This window comes from Streptomyces sp. NPDC046915 (assembly GCF_040644935.1).
GTDB lineage: Bacteria > Actinomycetota > Actinomycetes > Streptomycetales > Streptomycetaceae > Streptomyces.
The window spans coordinates 19,547-37,311 of record NZ_JBEYXB010000011.1; the positions used below are offsets into that span (position 1 = coordinate 19,547).

Here is a 17,765-nt window from a genome sequence, read left to right on the forward strand (position 1 = left end):
CCCGCAAACATCGAAATGCGGACGGTTTGTGAACCCCTGTCCGCATTCCGTGCGGCCCGTCGACCCCCGTCAGCTCCCGGAATCCACGGAACCGCTGGTAGACGCCGTCTGACGGAACAGCCATTCGGATTTCAGCTCGGCATATCCCGGCTTGACGACGTCATTGATCATGGCCAGTCGTTCATCGAAAGGGATGAACGCCGACTTCATCGCATTGACGGAAAACCATTGCATGTCGTCGAGCGTGTATCCGAAGGCGTCGACGAGATGCTCGAATTCCCGGCTCATGCTGGTGTGGGACATCAAGCGATTATCAGTATTAACTGTTGCCCGGAAATGCAGGCGGCGGAGCAGCCCGATCGGGTGCTCGGCGTAGGAGGCGGCGGCCCCGGTCTGGAGGTTGGAGCTCGGGCACAGCTCCAGCGGGATGCGCTTGTCCCGGACGTAGGAGGCCAGCCGTCCGAGCTTCACGGAGCCGTCCTCGTGGACCTGGATGTCGTCGATGATCCGCACCCCGTGCCCGAGCCGGTCGGCGCCGCACCACTGGAGGGCCTGCCAGATGGACGGCAGCCCGAAGGCCTCGCCGGCATGGATGGTGAAGTGGTTGTTCTCCCGCTTCAGGAATTCAAAGGCGTCCAGGTGCCGGGTGGGCGGGTATCCGGCCTCGGCGCCCGCGATGTCGAAGCCGACGACGCCCAGGTCGCGGTAGCGGTTGGCGAGTTCGGCGATCTCCAGGGCGCGGGCGGCGTGCCGCATGGCGGTGAGCAGGGCGCCGACCCGGATGCGGTGACCGTTGCGGCGGGCGATCACCTCTCCCTGCCGGAAGCCCTCGTTGACGGCCTCGACGACCTCCTCGAGGCTGAGTCCGCCCGCCAGGTGCTGCTCGGGCGCGTAGCGGACCTCGGCGTACACGACGCCGTCCTCGGCCAGGTCCTCGGCGCACTCGCGGGCCACCCGGACCAGCGCGTCGCGGGTCTGCATCACACCGACGGTGTGCGAGAAGGTCTCCAGGTACCGCTCCAGGGATCCCGAGTCGGCGGCCTCGGCGAACCACGTGCCGAGCTTGTCGGGATCGGTCTCCGGGAGCTGGTCGATGGGGGCACCTCCCACGCCTTCAGGGCTGTGGGGGACTGTCTCGCGGGCGAGTTCGACGATGGTTCCGGGGCGGAGGCCTCCGTCGAGATGATCGTGCAGCAGAACCTTGGGCGCCCGGCGGATCTGGTCCGGCGACGGGACGCCACCGGTCGATGCCGCCTGGCTCGGTGCAGTCTGGCTCATCATTTCCGCACTCTAACTCCTACGCGCGTAGATCACCCGGTGTACGAATTCGTCGATACGTAACGGTGACCGCACGGACGGGTGGCGTACACCGGTACTTCTGACACTGTTCTGTCATGGCACAGGATGTGACACCGGCCCGAACGGCCCGGCTGGGCGGGGCAGTCGGCCCGGAACCGACGTCGGTGAGCGGCGCGGTTCTGCTGCTGCCCGGCGGCGAGGAGGTATCCGCCCGACGGCCGTCCCCCGTCTGGGCGACGGCCTTCGTCCGCGCCCTCGGGCGCCGGCTCGCTCGCGCGGGCCGCGAGGAGGGCCTCGCCACCCATGTCGTCCACTACCGCTATCGCGGCTGGAACGGCAGCGAGGCCCATCTGGCGGGCGACGCGTCCTGGGCGGCGGACGAGGTCGTACGGCGCTACGGCGACGTCCCCGTCTGCCTGGTCGGCGTCGGCATGGGCGGACGGGCGGCCCTCCGGGCGGCCGGACACGAAGCCGTCACCTCCGTCGTGGCGGTCGCTCCGTGGCTGCCCGAGGACGACGTGGCCGCTCCCCCCGAACCGGTGAAGCAGCTGGTGGGACGGCGGGTCCTGATGGTGCACGGTACGAACGACGAGCGCAGCGACCCTGAGCTGTCGTTCCGGCTGGCGGTCCGGGCGAAGAAGGCCAACCGGGAGGTGTGCCGGTTCGAAGTGCACTCGGACGGACACGGGTTGCACCAGTACCGGAGTGAAGTGCAGGCGCTGGTATCGGACTTCGCGATGGGGTCCTTGTTCGGGCACGCCTTCGCACGCCCCCTGGAGGACGCGCTGGCCGCGCCGCCGCCGATCGGGCTGCGGATGCCGCTGGCCGCGGGGTTCGGGCAGTCGATCCGCAAGGGCTGAGGCCTCACGGCAGCAGGCTCCCTCGCCTCGACAGCAGGAACTGCTTGAAGGCGGCCACCGGGGGCGTGTCCGGATGGCCCACCATCCAGGCGACGCCGATCTCCCGTGCCGCTCGTGGCGCCGTGACCGTCAGCTCCACGACTCCCGGGCGCGGGAACACCGGAGGCGGCAGGAGCGCCACGCCCAGCCCCGCCGCCACCAGGCCGCGCAGGGTCTCCGCCTCCTCGCCCTCGAAGGCGATGCGGGGCTTGAAGCCCGCCTCCTTGCAGAGGTCGTCGGTGATGCGCCGCAGGCCGTAGCCGGGCTCCAGGGTGACGAAGGTTTCGTCGGCCGCCTCGGCGAGACGGATGCGCCTGCGGGCGGCCAGGGGGTGGTCGGCGGGGACGACCAGGCGGAGTTTCTGTTCGTCGAGGCGACGGGCGACCAGGTCGGGGGCGTCGGGCACCGGGGAGGTCAGGCAGAGGTCCAGTTCACCGGCACGCAGGCGCTCCAGCATCGCCTCGCCGTAGTTCTGCACGAGGCTGAAGCGGACGCGGGGGTGGTCGGCGCGGAAGGCCTGGATGAGGCCGGGGACCGTCTCGGCGCCCATGGTGTGCAGGAAACCGAAGGCGACCTTGCCGGTCGTCGGGTCGGCGTCGGCGCGCACCTCGTCGGCGGCCCGCCCGACCTCGGCGAGGGCCCTTTCCACGGAGGTGAGGAAGGTACGGCCGGCGGGGGTGAGGGCGACGGTGCGGCCGCGGCGGGCGAACAGGTCGACGCCCAGGTCCTGTTCCAGGCGGGCCATGGCCCGGGAGAGCGTGGACTGCGGGACGTTCATCTCCTGGGCGGCGCGGGTGACGTGCTCGGTGCGGGCGACGCCGGCGAAGTACGCCAGGCGTGGCGCGAGTGTGGTGACGATGTCTTCTGTGTCACTGGACTGTGACAGACGCTCTTGTGACCTCGGCTGATGCACCATGGGAACGATTATGGCGATTCCATGCATTGGACGGATGAGCGGGAGCGTCCGTAGGTTCGAGGCATGTCTCCCGCCGATACCGGGGCGTCCACCGTCGTGGGCGCCGCAAGGTCCCTTTCCGCCCCCTCCGACTCCCGGATGGCCCCGGGCGGGCCCGGCTACCGCCGGATGAGCCTCGCGCTCTTCCTGGCCGGTGTCGCGACCTTCGCGCTGCTGTACTCCACACAGGCCCTGCTGCCGCTGATCTCCGGCGAGTTCGGGGTGGCGGCGAGCGAGGCGAGCTGGACGGTGGCGGCGGCGACCGGCGGTCTCGCGCTGTTCGTACTGCCGATGAGCGCGCTGTCGGAGCGCTTCGGCCGCCGTACGGTGATGACGGCCTCGCTGGTGGTGGCGGTGACCGTCGGGATGCTGGTGCCCTTCGCGCCCTCGCTGGGCGCGCTGGTGGTGCTGCGGGCGCTCCAGGGGGCGGCGCTGGCCGGGCTGCCCGCCTCGGCCACGGCGTACCTCGCGGAGGAGGTCAGGCCGAAGGCGCTGGTCACGGCGATCGGGCTGTTCGTCGCGGGCAACAGCGTCGGCGGTATGAGCGGCCGGGTGATCACCGGCTGGGTGGCCCAGGAGTGGGGCTGGCGGATCGCGGTCGGCGTGGTCGGCGTGATCGCGGTGGCCTGCGCGCTGGCGTTCCGGCTGCTGCTGCCGGCCCCGAAGCACTTCACGCCGGGTTCGCTGCGCCCGCGTGTGCTGGCCCGCACGGTCCGCGACCACCTCGCCGATCCGCTGCTGCGCCGCCTGTACGCGATCGGCGCGCTGTTCATGACCGTCTTCGGCGGCGTGTACACGGTGATCGGCTACCGCCTGACGGAGGAGCCGTTCGGGCTGCCGCAGGGCATCGTCGGCTCGATCTTCCTGGTGTACCTGGTCGGTACGGTCTCGGCGTCGACGGCGGGCCGGCTGGTCGGCCGGCTGGGCCGGCGCGGCGCGCTGTACCTGGCCGGCGGCACCACGGCGACGGGCCTGTTCCTGTCCCTCGCGGCCTCGCTCCCGCTGGTCCTGCTGGGCCTGGTCCTGATCACCGCGGGCTTCTTCGCGGGCCACGCGGTCGCGTCCTCGGCGGTCAGCAAGACGGCGACGACCGGCCGGGCCCAGGCCTCGGCGCTCTACCAGTCCTCCTACTACATCGGCTCCAGCGTCGGCAGCACGCTCGGCGCGACGGCCTTCCACGCGGCCGGCTGGACCGGCACGGTCGGGGTCGGCGTCCTCGCGGTCCTCGGCGTCGTGACGATCACGGTGCTCGGCTCCCGCGCGGCCCGGGTCGCGGCCCGGCGGGAGCCGGTGGGCGCGCACTGAGCCCGGTCCCAGCAGGGGTTTGCCGGGTCCGGCGTGGTCCGTGTCGCCCGATACGTCGCTGACCTGGGCTTTCGTGCGCTCCGGGGGCCATTGTCAGTGGGCTGCGGTAGCTTCCGAGGTGCTGGGCGCGACGGCGCGCGACAGGGACGGCCAGGGGTGGACCATGGGCAACAGCGGCACGGCGACGACGGACCTCGACGTCGCACTGGAGAAGCACCGGACCGAGCTGACGGGGTACTGCTACCGCATGCTCGGGTCGTCCTTCGAGGCGGAGGACGCGGTGCAGGACACCATGGTCCGCGCCTGGCGGAGCTACGACAGGTTCGAGGGCCGCTCCAGCCTGCGTTCCTGGCTGTACCGGATCGCGACGAACGTCTGCCTGGACATGCTGTCCGCGAGCAACAAGCGCGCCCGGCCGATGGATCTCACGGAGTCGACGCCGCTCGCCCAGGCGGCCCTCTCCCCCCGCCCTGACCACACCTGGCTGGAGCCGATGCCGGACGCCCGTGTGCTGCCGGCGGTCGTGGACCCGGCGGAGGCCGCCGTCGCCAAGGAGTCGGTCCGGCTCGCGTTCATGGCCGCGCTCCAGCAGCTGCCGCCCAAGCAGCGGGCCGTGCTGATCCTGCGCGAGGTGCTGGCCTGGAAGGCGAGCGAGGTCGCCGAGCTGCTCGGCACCACGGTCGCCTCGGTCAACAGCGCGCTCCAGCGGGCTCGGGCGACGCTCGCCGAGCGGGACGACAAGGCCGCCGGGGCTGCGGTGTCCGACCCGCTGGACGAGGAGCAGCAGAAGCTTCTGGAGCGCTATGTGAAGGCGTTCGAGGGCTACGACATGACCGCGCTGACGGCCCTGCTCCACGAGGACGCCGTCATGACGATGCCGCCGTTCGACCTGTGGCTGACCGGCCACGACGACATCACCGGCTTCATGACGACCCTCGGCGCGGCCTGCGCGGGCTCCCGGCTGGTGCCGGTGCAGGTCAACGGCCTGCCCGGCTTCGCCCAGTACAAGCCGGACCCGGAGACGGGCAGATTCACCCCCTGGTCCGTCCAGATCCTGGAGATATCAGACGGCCGGCTGACCGGGTTCCACTTCTTCCTCGACACCAAGCGCTGGTTCCCCCTCTTCGACCTGCCCCTCCACCTGGAAGCGGAGCCCGACGAGGTCGAGCAGGACGCGTAGCGCCGGGGCGGGGTCCCTCAGGCGTATTCGGCCCCCGGCCCGGCGCGCGGCCAGCTCGAGCCGGGCGAGCAGGTCGACGACGCCGAGCCCGGGGGGCCCGAGCCCGGCCACATCGCACACGACGACTCCACCTCCGGCGCATCGCAACAGCGCCCGCACGTCGTCACACAGTCCCGGCACCTCGTCCCGGGTGACGGGGCCGGCCAGCACGAGTACAGGGGGTGTCTTCGCGTCCACGTACGGTAGACCGGCGAGACAGCCGTAACTCATCGCGGCGCCCGCCTGCCCTGCCCCTGCCCGGCAGAGATCACATTGACCCGCTCACCCGCTCCGCCGGAGGGTGGGCCTGTGCAGGGGGTGCTGAGCGGGTTCGCGGTGATCGCGGTCGTCATCGGGGTGGGCTATGTGCTCGGGCGGCGCGGCTCGCTCGGCGATCAGGGCCGGGAGGTGCTGACCGGACTGGCGTTCACCGTGGCGGGTCCCGCGCTCCTCTTCACGACCCTGGCCAGGGCCGACCTCGCGATGCTGTTCTCCGGCAGGCTGCTGGTGACGGCGCTGAGCACGGCCGCGGCCATGGGGGCGTTCGTGGCGGTGGGCGCCCTACGCCACTGGGGCGTGGGCCGCACCACGATCGGGGCCCTGTGCTCGGGCTACGTCAACTCGGGCAACCTCGGCATCCCCATCGCCGCGTACGTCCTGGGTGACGCGTCCCTGGTGGCGCCGGTGCTGCTGTTCCAGGTCGTCCTGGTCACCCCCGTCGCCCTGACGGTCCTGGACCTCTCCGGCAAGGGCGAGAAGGGCACGGTGTGGCGGCGCCTGCTGACCCCGCTGCGCAACCCCATTGCGGTGGGCTCCCTCTCCGGGGTCCTGGTGTCGGCGGCGGGCTGGAGGGTCCCCGGGCCGGTCATGGATCCCCTCACCCTGATCGGCAACATGTCCGTCCCGGCGGCCCTGCTGGCCTTCGGCATGTCCCTGCACGGCAGCGCGGCCCCCGGCCGGGGGCGGGACCGGCACCTGGTGCTGCTGTCGGTGGCGTTGAAGTCGGTGGGGCAACCGCTGGTGGCGTGGGTGGCGGCGAGGGGCGTCTTCGGGCTGCACGGCGCGGAGTTGCTGGACGTGGTGGTGACGTCGGCCCTGCCGGCCGCGCAGAACCTCTTCACGTACGCGAGCCGCTACCGGGTGGCCGAGTCGTTGGCCCGGGAGTCGGTCCTGCTCTCCACGGTGGTTTCGGTACCGGTGCTGGTGGGGGTGGCGGCGGCGTTGGGGTGAGGGTCGTCCGCCACGCCGAACGGGACCGGCGGAGGTCCACCGGTCCCGTTCACCGCGACGATGCGTGACACCCTCGGCCTCCGGCCGCGGGCCCTGGTCAGGCGATGCGTTCCAGCACGACCGGCGACGCCGAGAACTCGGTGCCCTCGGGCGCGATGTCGAAGGAGCCCGCCACCGACTCAAGCGCGTACTCGAAGCGCTCGGGGGTGTCGGTGTGCAGGGTGAGGAGGGGCTCGCCCTCGCGGACGGGCTCGCCCGGCTTGGCGTGGATCTCCACGCCGGCGCCCGCCTGCACCGGGTCCTCCTTGCGGGCGCGGCCCGCGCCGAGGCGCCAGGCGGCGACGCCGATGCCGTAGGCGTCGAGGCGGGTGAGGACACCGGAGGCGGGGGCCTTCACCACGTGCTGCTCCCTGGCCGTGGGCAGCGGAGCGTCCGGGTCGCCGCCCTGGGCCGCGATCATGCGCCGCCAGACGTCCATCGCCGAGCCGTCGGCCAGGGCCTTCGCCGGGTCGGCGTCCTTCACGCCGGCCGCGTCGAGCATCTCGCGGGCCAGGGCGACGGTGAGCTCGACGACGTCCGCGGGGCCGCCGCCCGCGAGGACCTCGACCGACTCGCGGACCTCGAGGGCGTTGCCCGCCGTCAGGCCCAGGGGGGTGGACATGTCCGTGAGGAGCGCGACCGTCTTCACGCCGTGGTCCGTGCCGAGGCCGACCATCGTGGAGGCCAGTTCGCGGGCGTCCTCGATCGTCTTCATGAAGGCGCCGGAGCCGACCTTCACGTCCAGGACCAGGGAGCCCGTGCCCTCCGCGATCTTCTTCGACATGATCGACGAGGCGATCAGCGGGATCGCCTCCACCGTGCCGGTGACGTCACGGAGCGCGTACAGCTTCTTGTCGGCCGGGGCCAGGCCGTCGCCCGCCGCGCAGATCACCGCGCCGGTGGTGTCCAGGACGTGCAGCATCTCCTCGTTGGAGAGCAGGGCGCGCCAGCCGGGGATCGACTCCAGCTTGTCGAGGGTGCCGCCGGTGTGGCCGAGGCCGCGGCCGGAGAGCTGCGGGACGGCCGCGCCGCAGGCGGCGACCAGCGGGGCCAGGGGCAGGGTGATCTTGTCGCCGACGCCGCCGGTGGAGTGCTTGTCGGCGGTCGGGCGGGACAGCGAGGAGAAGTCCATGCGCTCGCCGGAGGCGATCATCGCGGCGGTCCAGCGGGCGATCTCACGGCGGTTCATGCCGTTGAGCAGGATGGCCATCGCGAGCGCGGACATCTGCTCGTCGGCGACCTCGCCGCGTGTGTACGCGTCGATGACCCAGTCGATCTGCTCGTCGCTGAGTTCACCGCGGTCCCGCTTGGTGCGGATGACGGAGATGGCGTCCATGGCCATGGGTTTCCCTTCCGGGGTTGCGAAGGTGCACGGCCCCCCTGAAAGGCGTGTCAGAGGGGCCGTGCGGGAGTTACTTGGTGAGGTGGTCCGGGCCGAAGGCCTGGGGCAGCATCTCGGAGAGCGGGAGCACGCCCGCGGGGGTGTCCAGGAGCAGCTCCGGCCCGCCGAACTCGTACAGCAGCTGGCGGCAGCGGCCGCACGGCACCAGCAGGCCGCCGGTGCCGTCCACGCAGGTGAAGTGCGTGAGACGGCCGCCCCCGGTGCGCTGGAGCTGCGAGATGAGCCCGCACTCGGCGCACAGGCCCAGCCCGTAGGAGGCGTTCTCCACGTTGCAGCCGGTGACCGTGCGCCCGTCGTCGACCAGGGCCGCCACGCCGACCGGGTAGCCGGAGTAGGGGGCGTAGGCGTGGGACATGGCCTCCCGGGCCTCGGCCCGCAGCGCCTCCCAGTCGAAGCCGGCGGCAGCGGCCGGGGCCGGGGTCACTTGCCCTGCCCCTTCCGGTACGGCAGGCCGTCCGCCTTCGGCATGCGCAGCTTCTGCGCCGACAGCGACAGGACGAGCAGCGTGACCAGGTACGGGGTGGCCGTCACCAGCTGGCGCGGGACCTCGTTGGTGGAGCTGTACCAGAGGAACATCAGGGCGGCGATGACGACCGTGACGACGGCGGGGACGTACTTCTTCCTCCACGCCAGGTAGGCCGCGCCGAACACCAGCAGGATCGCCAGCAGCAGGATCAGCGCGTGGACGTTCACCGTGCCGCCGCGCAGGTTGAGGCTGTCGGTGTAGCCGAACAGGCCGGCGCCGAGGGCGAGGCCGCCCGGCATCCAGTTGCCGAAGATCATCGCGGCGAGACCGATGTAACCGCGGCCGGCCGTCTGGCCGTCGAGGTAGACGTTCGAGGCGACGATGGACAGGAACGCGCCGCCGAGGCCGGCGAAGCCGCCGGAGATGATCACCGCGATGTACTTGTACTTGTACACGTTGACGCCGAGGGACTCGGCCGCCACCGGGTTCTCGCCGCAGGAGCGCAGGCGCAGACCGAAGGAGGTCCGCCACAGCACCCACCAGGTCGCCGGGACCAGGGCGACCGCGACGACGGTCAGCGGCGACAGGTCGGTGACCAGACCGCCGAGCAGGCCCGCGATGTCCGACACCAGGAACCAGTGCTTCCCGTTGAGCGTGTTCAGCCAGTCCGACAGGCCGGGGATGCTGAAGTCGCCGAGGGAGTCGATCGGCGGGGACTGCTTGGTGGAGCCCTGCGGGGCGTTGGCGAAGGTGAACTTCGACAGGTAGCGGGTCACGCCGAGGGCCAGGATGTTCAGCGCCACACCGGAGACGATGTGGTTGACGTTGAACGTGACCGTGGCGATGGCGTGCAGGACGGCGCCGAGCGCGCCGCCGATGATGCCGAAGACGACACCCACCCACGGGCCCCACTGGTAGCCGGCCCAGGCGCCGAACCAGGTGCCGAGGATCATCATGCCCTCGAGGCCGATGTTGACGACGCCCGCGCGCTCGGCCCACAGGCCGCCGAGGCCCGCGAGACCGATCGGCACCGCGAGCTGGAGCGCGGTGGACATCTGCCCGACCGAGGTGATGCCGTCCGCGCCGGTGATCAGGCGGACGATCGAGGTCAGCGCCAGCACACCAGCGATGACCAGCAGGAGTACGGGGAGCGACATACGGCGGCCGCCCTTGCCGGGCTGCTTCGCCTGCGGCTTGGCGATGGTCGCGGTGGACATCAGGCAGCCACCTCCTTGTTGGTGTTCTGGGCGGCGGCCGCGGCCAGCTCGGCGCCGACCTGGCGCTGCTGGCGGCGCAGGGCCCACTGCTGGACGGCCGCGTACGAGATGACGACCGCGAAGACGATCAGGCCCTGCATGATCGTGGCGATCTCCTTGTCGTACGCCACGGGGGTCGCGTAGTCGAGGGCGGGCGAGGCCTTGTCGAGGAAGGCCCACAGCAGGGCGGCGAGTGCGATGCCGCCGGGGTTGTTGCGGCCCAGCAGGGCGATGCCGATGGCGGTGAAGCCGAGGCCCGCGGGGAAGCTCAGGCTGTAGGTGTGGGTGTCGCCGAGCAGCAGCGGCAGTCCGGCCAGGCCCGCGATGGCGCCGGAGATCAGCATGGAGATCAGCACCATGCGCTTGGCGTCGACGCCGGAGGCCGCGGCGGCGGTCTCCGAGGCGCCGGTGGCGCGCAGGTCGAAACCGAAGCGGGTGCGGTTGAGGACGATCCAGTAGCCGACGCCGAGGAGGACGGCGAGGAAGACCAGGCCGTAGATCGAGCCGACGTCCGAGCCCAGGTTGATGCCCGGGAACCAGCCGGACTTCTTCATGACACCGGTCGTCACGTTGTCGCCGACCTGCACGCCCCACACGTCGGTGAGGGTGACGTAGCCGATGACGGCGGTGGCGATCGAGTTCAGCATGATCGTCGCGACGACCTCGCTGACGCCGCGGGTGACCTTCAGGACACCGGCGATACCGGCCCAGAAGGCGCCGGTGCTCATGGCGACCAGGAGCAGCAGCGGAACCTGGAGCACGGCGGGCAGGCCCACGTGCGCGCCGACGACGGCGGTCATCACCGCGGCGAGGCGGTACTGGCCGTCGACGCCGATGTTGAACAGGTTCATGCGGAAGCCGAGGGCGACCGCGATGGCGGCGATGTAGTACAGCGACGCCTGGTTGATGATCAGCACCTGGATGTCCGAGTACGGCAGCTGCTGGAGCATCAGGGTGTACGGCTCGATCGGGTTCTTGCCCGAGGCGAGCAGGACCACGGAGGTCAGCACGATCGCCAGGACGAGCGCGATGACCGGTCCGGCCACCGCGACGAGCACCCGCTCCTTGTCGAACTTCTTCATCGGGCCTCGTCCTCCGGACCGGCGTTGTCGTCGCCCTCGGGGGCGGTCTCTTCGTGCTCCAGGTGACCGGATGCGGCACCCGTCATGGCCGAGCCCAGCTCCTCCGGCGTGATGGTGGCCGGGTCGGCGTCGGCGACCAGCCTGCCGTCGTAGATGACGCGCAGGGTGTCCGACAGACCGATCAGCTCGTCCAGGTCGGCCGAGATCAGCAGCACGGCCAGGCCCTCGCGGCGGGCCTCCCGGATACGGTCCCAGATCTGCGCCTGGGCGCCGACGTCCACACCCCGGGTGGGGTGGGCCGCGATCAGGAACTTCGGGTCGTGGCTCATCTCCCGGCCGACGATCAGCTTCTGCTGGTTGCCGCCGGACAGGGAGGCCGCGGTGACGTCGATGCCGGGGGTGCGGACGTCGTACTCCTCGACGATCCGGCGGGTGTCGGCCTGGGCGCCCTTGGGGTTCAGCCAGAAGCCCTTGGCGTTGGGCTTCTCGGTGACGTGGCCGAGGATGCGGTTCTCCCAGAGCGGGGACTCCAGCAGCAGGCCCTGGCGGTGCCGGTCCTCGGGGATGTAGCCGACGCCGGACTTGCGGCGCTTGCGGGTGGGCCAGGGCGTGATGTCCTCGCCGAGGAACACGATCCGGCCGGAGTCGGCGTGCTTGGTGCCGATCAGCGCGTCGATCAGTTCGGTCTGGCCGTTGCCCTCGACACCGGCGATGCCCATGACCTCGCCGGCGTGGATGGTGAAGGTGACGTCGTCGAGGACCTTCTTGACCTCGCCCGCGGGCGCGAACTCGGTGAGGCCCCCGGCGGAGGGCTCCTCCTCCGTGCCCATGGAGACGGCGCCACGGGCGTGGACGGTGAGGTTGCTGACCTCCAGCACCGCCCGGTCGGTGACCGTGGACTCGGCGGTCTCCGGGGTGGGCAGCTCGCTGCCGACCATCAGCTCGGCCAGCTGGCGCGGCGTGGTCTCGGACGGGATCGCGGTCCCGACCGTCGTACCGCGCCGGATGACGGTGATGTCGTCGGCGACGGACAGCACCTCACCCAGCTTGTGGGAGATGAAGATGACGGACAGGCCCTCGGACTTCAGCTCGCGCAGGTTGTCGAAGAGCGCGTCGACCTCCTGCGGGACGAGCACGGCGGTCGGCTCGTCGAGGATCAGGGTGCGCGCGCCGCGGAAGAGGACCTTGAGGATCTCCACGCGCTGGCGGTCGGCCACGCCGAGGTCCTCGACCAGGACGTCCGGGCGGATGCCCAGGCCGTACCGGTCGGAGATCTCCTTGATCTTCTTGCGGGCGCCGGCGCCGATGCCGTACAGCTTCTCGCTGCCGAGCACCACGTTCTCCAGCACGGTCAGGTTGTCGGCCAGCATGAAGTGCTGGTGGACCATGCCGATGCCGCGGACGATGGCGTCCGCGGGGCTGGAGAAGCTCACCTGCTCGCCGTCGATCGCGATGGTGCCCTCGTCCGGCTTCTGCATGCCGTAGAGGATCTTCATCAGGGTCGACTTGCCGGCGCCGTTCTCGCCGACCAGGGCGTGCACGGTGCCCTTGCGGACCATCAGGTGGATGTCGTGGTTGGCAACGACACCCGGGAATCGCTTGGTGATGCCCGCGAGCTCTACCGCGACTGTCGACTGAGCGGTGAGCGGAGGGCTGCTGGACGCGTCGATGGCGCACTCTCCTCGGGAAAGGGGCCACTCTACGCGCGTAGCGCCCCTGCTTTAAATAGTGCCCGGATCTGATCGGCCCTATCACAAGTACCCGATCCGTTCCGAGCATTCTGCCGCGCGAACGGGGGCGTCCCTGCCGTTGTCTCCCGTTGTCCGCCCGAAGGGCGGGCCGCGCGGCGTCTGGTGCGTGCGATCGCAAGGCGCCGAGGCGCCCTCGTGGCGGAGCCACGTGGGCGATTCGGCAACGCGGCGAGCGTGCGTGCCAGGCGTCGCGCGGCAGGCGGGAGACAAGGGCAGGGGCGCGGGCAGGTCATCCTCTCCGCACCCCGTTCCGTGGCCGTAACGCTGCCATTACAGCGCTCTGTTGGCCAAGGCTTCTGACCTAGATCGTCAGGAGGTCTTCACCTTGATGCTGCCGCTCTTGATGCCCTCTTCGGCCTTCTTGATCGCGGCCTGCATGTCGGCGTTGCCCTTGAAGGCCGGGTTGGAGTCGGACAGGCCGACGCCGCCGTTGTCCAGCGCGCCGCGGACGTCGCCCGACAGCGGCTTCTTGTCCTTGATGACCGACTTGGACAGGTCGTAGACCGCGCCCTCGACGTTCTTCAGGGCCGAGGTCAGGATGTACTTCTTGTACTTGGCCAGCGCGGCCTGCTTGTACTGGTCGGAGTCGACGCCGATGGCCCACACCTTGTGCTCGGCGGCGGACTTGATCACACCCTGGCCGGAGAGGCCGGCGGCCGCGTAGAGGACGTCGGCACCCGCGTCGATCTGACCGTTGGCCGCGTTCTCACCCTTGTCGGGGCTGGAGAAGCCGCCCTCCTGAGGCGTCTGGGTCAGATACTGCGACTCGATCTTGATCTTCGGGTTGACCGACTGGGCACCCTGCTTGAAGCCCGCCTCGAACTTGTGGATCAGCGGGACGTCCACGCCACCGATGAAGCCGATGTGGTTCTTCTTGGTCGCCTTCGCCGCCGCGACACCGGCGAGGTACGAAGACTGCTCCTCGTGGAAGAGCATGTCGGCGACGTTCTTCGTCTGCACCTTGTCGTCGTCGATGATGCCGAAGGTCACCTTCGGGAACTTCCCCGCGGCCTCCTTCACCGCCGGCGCGTACGCGAAACCGACACCGATGACCGGGTTGTAACCCGCCTTCGCCAGAGTCACCAGGCGCTGCGTCTTGTCCGCGTCCGACTCGCCGTCCTGCGGCTCGACATCCCGGCCACTGACGCCGAAGTCCTTCTGGGCCTTCTCGAAGCCCGCGTAGGCGGCGTCGTTGAAGGACTGGTCACCCTTGCCGCCGACGTCGTACGCCAGGCCGATGCCCTTGGACTTGCCCTCACCGGCAGAGGAGGAGGACGTGGACGAGCTGCCACAGGCAGAAACGGTGACGGCGAGCGCTGCGGTCGCAACGCCTGCAATCGTGATACGGGACACCCGGCGCATGGAACGTGACTCCTTTGTGCAAGCGCCCAAACCAGGCGCTGGTTCCGCCGCAGCGTAACGCGCGTAGACCTATGGGGAGAACCCCACCTTGCCAGAGTGTTATGCGACCGTTTCGAACTTTCGGCCACTGCCCTGGAGAGGTGACATCTACCAGGCACGCAGTGCACAAAGATCCTTCCCGGGGTCGATCTTTCCGCGAATGCCCACCGTGCAGTATCCGTGATCGAGATGCGCATCCCCGTGGGCCCGACCAGCCCGCGGTTCTCTTCTGATCCTGGGGAGGATCATGAAACTGAACAAGCTCGCGGCCGCTGCGGCGGGCGCCGGCATAGCCCTGTCGGCCACCGTGGTGGGCGTGGCGACGCCCGCGATGGCGTCCACGAACTGCACGACCTGGATGTCCGGCGACCGGGCGACCGGGTACGGCAAGTGCACCGGGGGAGACACCCGCTTCGACACCCACCGGGTGAAGGTGGTCTGCATCGGCCCCAACGGCCACACGTTCAACGTCTTCGGCAAGTGGGTCAACACCCGCGCCGGTGAGACCTCCAAGGGCGTCTGCTCCACGAACCCGAGGGCGTCCGGCGTCGAGGTCTACCGGATGAGCATCGAGACGGACCGGCTCTGATCCGATCCGCCCCGAGGGCGTACTCGGCGCTCTCGACAGCATGATGAAGCCCCGTGCCGCATCGGCACGGGGCTTCCTCGTCAGCACTCGTCAGTGCTCGTCGGCGCCAGCGGCGCACTCACTGCGTCTTGACGGTGACCTTGCCGTCGATGATGTCCTGCTTGGCCTTGTCCACGGCCGAGACCACGTCGGTCAGCGCCTTGTACTTCGGGTTGGAGTCGGCGAAGCCGACGCCGCCGGACTTCAGGTCGCCTCGGACGTCGCCGCTGAGCGGCTTGCCCTCGTGGACCGACTTGACAAGGTCGTAGACGGCGCCACCGACGTTCTTCAGGGCGGAGCCGAGGATGTAGTCCTTGTACTTGGCCAGCGCGGCCTGCTTGTACTGGTCGGAGTCGACGCCGATGGCCCACACCTTGTGCTCGGCGGCGGACTTGATCACACCCTGGCCGGAGAGGCCGGCGGCCGCGTAGAGGACGTCGGCACCCGCGTCGATCTGGCCGTTGGCCGCGTTCTCACCCTTGTCGGGGCTGGAGAAGCCGCCCTCCTGAGGCGTCTGGGTCAGATACTGCGACTCGATCTTGATCTTCGGGTTGACCGACTGGGCACCCTGCTTGAAGCCCGCCTCGAACTTGTGGATCAGCGGGACGTCCACGCCACCGATGAAGCCGATGTGGTTCTTCTTGGTCGCCTTGGCGGCCGCGACACCGGCGAGGTACGAGGACTGCTCCTCGTGGAAGAGCATGTCGGCGACGTTCTTCGTCTGCACCTTGTCGTCGTCGATGATGCCGAAGGTCACCTTCGGGAACTTCCCCGCGGCCTCCTTCACCGCCGGCGCGTACGCGAAACCGACACCGATGACCGGGTTGTAACCCGCCTTCGCCAGAGTCTCCAGACGCTGCACCTTGTCCGCGTCCGACTCGTTGTCCGTCGGCTCGACATCCCGGCCGCCGATCTTGAACTCGGCCTCGGCCTTCTGCAAGCCCGCGTAGGCGGCGTCGTTGAAGGACTGGTCGCCCTTGCCGCCGACGTCGTACGCCAGGCCGACGCCCTTGCCGGAGTACTTGCCGTCCTTGGAGCTACTGGTGCTCGACTCCGTGCTGGACTTGCCGCACCCGGCGGCCGCGAGGGCGATGACCGCGACGGTCACCGCAGCTTGGGAGAATCTCGTCCTCCGAGAGATCAGACGCACAGCAGTACCCCTTCAACCCCACGGCACCGTCACCGGCCCGTACTTCCCCAATGTGCCGCCCGGTGGCGCATTGCCGCCAGTGGTGGCGAGTTCGGCGCACAGTAACGCGCGTAGAAGAGGAGGGGAACGGGGTTTTCCCGGGCCGTTATCGATTCGTGCCGACCCCCGGTCACAAGTGCCGGTCTTCGGTTACGCCCGGGTGTCACAAGGGGACGAAGGGGCGTCAACCAGGCGCCCCTTCCCCACCCACGCCCTACTGCACGGCATCCAGCAGCGCGGCGGCGGTGAACAGCTCCACGCCCACCGTGATGGCGCGCTCGTCGGCGTCGAAATCGCCCTGGTGCAGGTCGCGCACGGTCCGCTCACCCGGCGTGCGCACACCGAGCCGCGCCAGGGCGCCCGGCACGTGCTCGAGGTACCAGGAGAAGTCCTCCCCGCCGAGGCTCTGTTCGGTGCCCTCGACGGACTCGATGCCGCGCCGCGCGGCCATGGCGTCCCGCAGCAGCTCGGTGACCTCGGCGTCGTTGACGACCGGCGGCACTCCGCGCACGTAGTTGATCTCGGACTTGGCCCGGTGCAGGGTGGCGACCTCGTCGATCGCCGCGTGCAGCACGTCGGGCGCCAGCCGCCAGGCGTCGATGTCGAGGCACCGTACGGTCCCGGAGAGCTCGGCGTGCTGCGGGATCACGTTCGGCGCGTGCCCCGACTCGATCCGTCCCCAGGTCACGGCGAGGCCGCTGCGGGTGTCGACCCGCCGGGCGACCAGCGCGGGCACGTCGGTGGCGACCCTGGCCGCGGCGGTCACGAGGTCGGTGGTCAGGTGGGGCCGGGCGGTGTGGCCGCCGGGTCCGTCGAGCGCGATCTCCAGGCGGTCGCAGGCGCTGGTGATCGGCCCCGGCCTGAGCCCGATCCGGCCCACGTCGACCCGGGGGTCGCAGTGCACGGCGATGATCCGGCCCACCCCCTCCAGCGCCCCGGACGCGATGACGTCGGCGGCGCCCCCGGGCAGCACCTCCTCGGCGGGCTGGAAGATCAGCCGCACGGGCCGGGGCAGCAGGCCCTTCTCGTGCAGCTGGGCGAGCACGAGCCCGGTGCCCAGCACGACCGTGGTGTGCACGTCGTGGCCGCAGGCGTGCGCCCGGTCCGGCACGGTGGACCGGTACGCGCACTCGGTCTTGGTGTCCGGGATGGGAAGCCCGTCGATGTCGGCCCGCATCGCCAGGATGGGTGTGCCGCCGAGGTCCTCCCCGGGCTCCACCCCGATGTCGCAGACGAGCCCGGTACCAGTGGCGAGGACACGGGGCCTCAGCCCCGCCTTCTCGAGCCGCGCCTTGATCGCGGCAGTGGTACGGAACTCCTGGTTGCCCAGCTCGGGGTGCATGTGCAAGTCGCGCCGGAACGCCACGAGTTCGGCGTACAGCGACTCGCTCAGCAGACCCGGGAGCACGGTATCGCCGGGAAGGTCGGCCTCGGACTGTCGGGACATCAATTGGTTCACCCTCTGAAGGGTAGAACGCCGGACCGGTCGACTGACCCACGATCAACAAAACTTCAACCCGTTAGGGGAAGAAAATCCGACCGCCCGACGCATAGCCGTTGTCTCGGATGGGTAAACTCGCGCGGCTTCGCCGCACTGGGATCACCCATCCTTCCTTCCTCAACGGATACCACGCAGCGCCAAAG

Annotated in this window: 16 protein-coding genes; 5 read left to right on the forward strand and 11 right to left on the reverse strand. The window is 70.2% G+C overall.

Features of this window, described 5'->3' with window-relative positions; translation table 11 throughout:
- Nucleotides 1-69 precede the first annotated feature (69 nt).
- Nucleotides 70-1,281: an adenosine deaminase gene (locus ABZ915_RS27155; RefSeq protein WP_361808395.1), complete on the reverse strand. Its 1,212-nt coding sequence runs from the start codon at nucleotides 1,279-1,281 to the stop codon at nucleotides 70-72.
- Nucleotides 1,282-1,394: 113 nt separating this feature from the next.
- Here ABZ915_RS27155 and ABZ915_RS27160 point away from each other — a divergent pair, with 113 nt between their 5' ends.
- On the forward strand, nucleotides 1,395-2,159 hold the full coding sequence (locus tag ABZ915_RS27160) for an alpha/beta hydrolase (protein WP_361808398.1): 765 nt from the start codon (nucleotides 1,395-1,397) through the stop codon (nucleotides 2,157-2,159).
- Nucleotides 2,160-2,163: 4 nt separating this feature from the next.
- Here ABZ915_RS27160 and ABZ915_RS27165 read toward each other — a convergent pair whose 3' ends face one another.
- Entirely contained in the window at nucleotides 2,164-3,114 is a 951-nt protein-coding gene (locus ABZ915_RS27165; protein ID WP_361808401.1) for a LysR family transcriptional regulator, read from the reverse strand.
- A 63-nt stretch (nucleotides 3,115-3,177) separates the two neighbouring features.
- On the opposite strand from ABZ915_RS27165, the gene ABZ915_RS27170 reads away from it, so the two are divergent.
- Entirely contained in the window at nucleotides 3,178-4,458 is a 1,281-nt protein-coding gene (locus ABZ915_RS27170; protein ID WP_361808404.1) for an MFS transporter, read from the forward strand.
- 163 nt (nucleotides 4,459-4,621) lie between these two features.
- Nucleotides 4,622-5,638, forward strand: a complete 1,017-nt coding sequence (locus ABZ915_RS27175) for a sigma-70 family RNA polymerase sigma factor (protein ID WP_361808407.1) — start codon at nucleotides 4,622-4,624, stop codon at nucleotides 5,636-5,638.
- Here the strand turns inward: ABZ915_RS27175 and ABZ915_RS27180 are convergent.
- On the reverse strand, nucleotides 5,522-5,908 hold the full coding sequence (locus ABZ915_RS27180; protein WP_361808410.1) for an STAS domain-containing protein: 387 nt from the start codon (nucleotides 5,906-5,908) through the stop codon (nucleotides 5,522-5,524). The genes ABZ915_RS27175 and ABZ915_RS27180 overlap by 117 nt on opposite strands.
- 78 nt (nucleotides 5,909-5,986) lie before the next feature.
- On the opposite strand from ABZ915_RS27180, the gene ABZ915_RS27185 reads away from it, so the two are divergent.
- Nucleotides 5,987-6,907 carry an AEC family transporter gene (locus ABZ915_RS27185; protein ID WP_361808413.1) on the forward strand — a complete coding sequence of 307 codons (921 nt, stop codon included), beginning with the start codon at nucleotides 5,987-5,989 and terminating at the stop codon, nucleotides 6,905-6,907.
- Nucleotides 6,908-7,004: 97 nt separating this feature from the next.
- Here the strand turns inward: ABZ915_RS27185 and ABZ915_RS27190 are convergent, their stop codons facing one another.
- The 6 genes from ABZ915_RS27190 to ABZ915_RS27215 form a co-directional block, all read right to left on the reverse strand.
- The gene (locus ABZ915_RS27190; RefSeq protein WP_361808416.1) at nucleotides 7,005-8,288 is read right to left on the reverse strand and encodes a thymidine phosphorylase; all 1,284 of its coding nucleotides are present in this window, start codon (nucleotides 8,286-8,288) and stop codon (nucleotides 7,005-7,007) included.
- A 70-nt stretch (nucleotides 8,289-8,358) separates the two neighbouring features.
- A complete protein-coding gene (locus ABZ915_RS27195) occupies nucleotides 8,359-8,772 on the reverse strand; it encodes a cytidine deaminase (RefSeq protein ID WP_361808419.1) in 414 nt (137 codons plus the stop codon).
- A complete protein-coding gene (locus ABZ915_RS27200; RefSeq protein WP_361808422.1) occupies nucleotides 8,769-10,031 on the reverse strand; it encodes an ABC transporter permease in 1,263 nt (420 codons plus the stop codon). Before ABZ915_RS27200 ends, ABZ915_RS27195 begins: the two co-directional genes overlap by 4 nt.
- Nucleotides 10,031-11,152, reverse strand: a complete 1,122-nt coding sequence (locus ABZ915_RS27205; RefSeq protein ID WP_361808425.1) for an ABC transporter permease — start codon at nucleotides 11,150-11,152, stop codon at nucleotides 10,031-10,033. The genes ABZ915_RS27200 and ABZ915_RS27205 overlap by 1 nt, the downstream gene beginning before the upstream one ends.
- The gene (locus ABZ915_RS27210) at nucleotides 11,149-12,711 is read right to left on the reverse strand and encodes an ABC transporter ATP-binding protein (protein ID WP_361808428.1); all 1,563 of its coding nucleotides are present in this window, start codon (nucleotides 12,709-12,711) and stop codon (nucleotides 11,149-11,151) included. Before ABZ915_RS27210 ends, ABZ915_RS27205 begins: the two co-directional genes overlap by 4 nt.
- A gap of 501 nt (nucleotides 12,712-13,212) precedes the next feature.
- The gene (locus ABZ915_RS27215) at nucleotides 13,213-14,265 is read right to left on the reverse strand and encodes a BMP family ABC transporter substrate-binding protein (protein ID WP_361808431.1); all 1,053 of its coding nucleotides are present in this window, start codon (nucleotides 14,263-14,265) and stop codon (nucleotides 13,213-13,215) included.
- 286 nt (nucleotides 14,266-14,551) lie between these two features.
- Here ABZ915_RS27215 and ABZ915_RS27220 point away from each other — a divergent pair, with 286 nt between their 5' ends.
- Nucleotides 14,552-14,893, forward strand: coding sequence for a hypothetical protein (locus ABZ915_RS27220; RefSeq protein WP_361808433.1), 342 nt, complete (start codon nucleotides 14,552-14,554; stop codon nucleotides 14,891-14,893).
- Nucleotides 14,894-15,011: 118 nt separating this feature from the next.
- On the opposite strand, the gene ABZ915_RS27225 is transcribed toward ABZ915_RS27220, so the two are convergent.
- Nucleotides 15,012-16,040, reverse strand: a complete 1,029-nt coding sequence (locus tag ABZ915_RS27225) for a BMP family ABC transporter substrate-binding protein (RefSeq protein ID WP_361808436.1) — start codon at nucleotides 16,038-16,040, stop codon at nucleotides 15,012-15,014.
- A 295-nt stretch (nucleotides 16,041-16,335) separates the two neighbouring features.
- Complete coding sequence (locus ABZ915_RS27230; protein ID WP_361808439.1) at nucleotides 16,336-17,568, reverse strand: amidohydrolase; 1,233 nt, start codon at nucleotides 17,566-17,568, stop codon at nucleotides 16,336-16,338.
- Nucleotides 17,569-17,765: the final 197 nt, after the last annotated feature.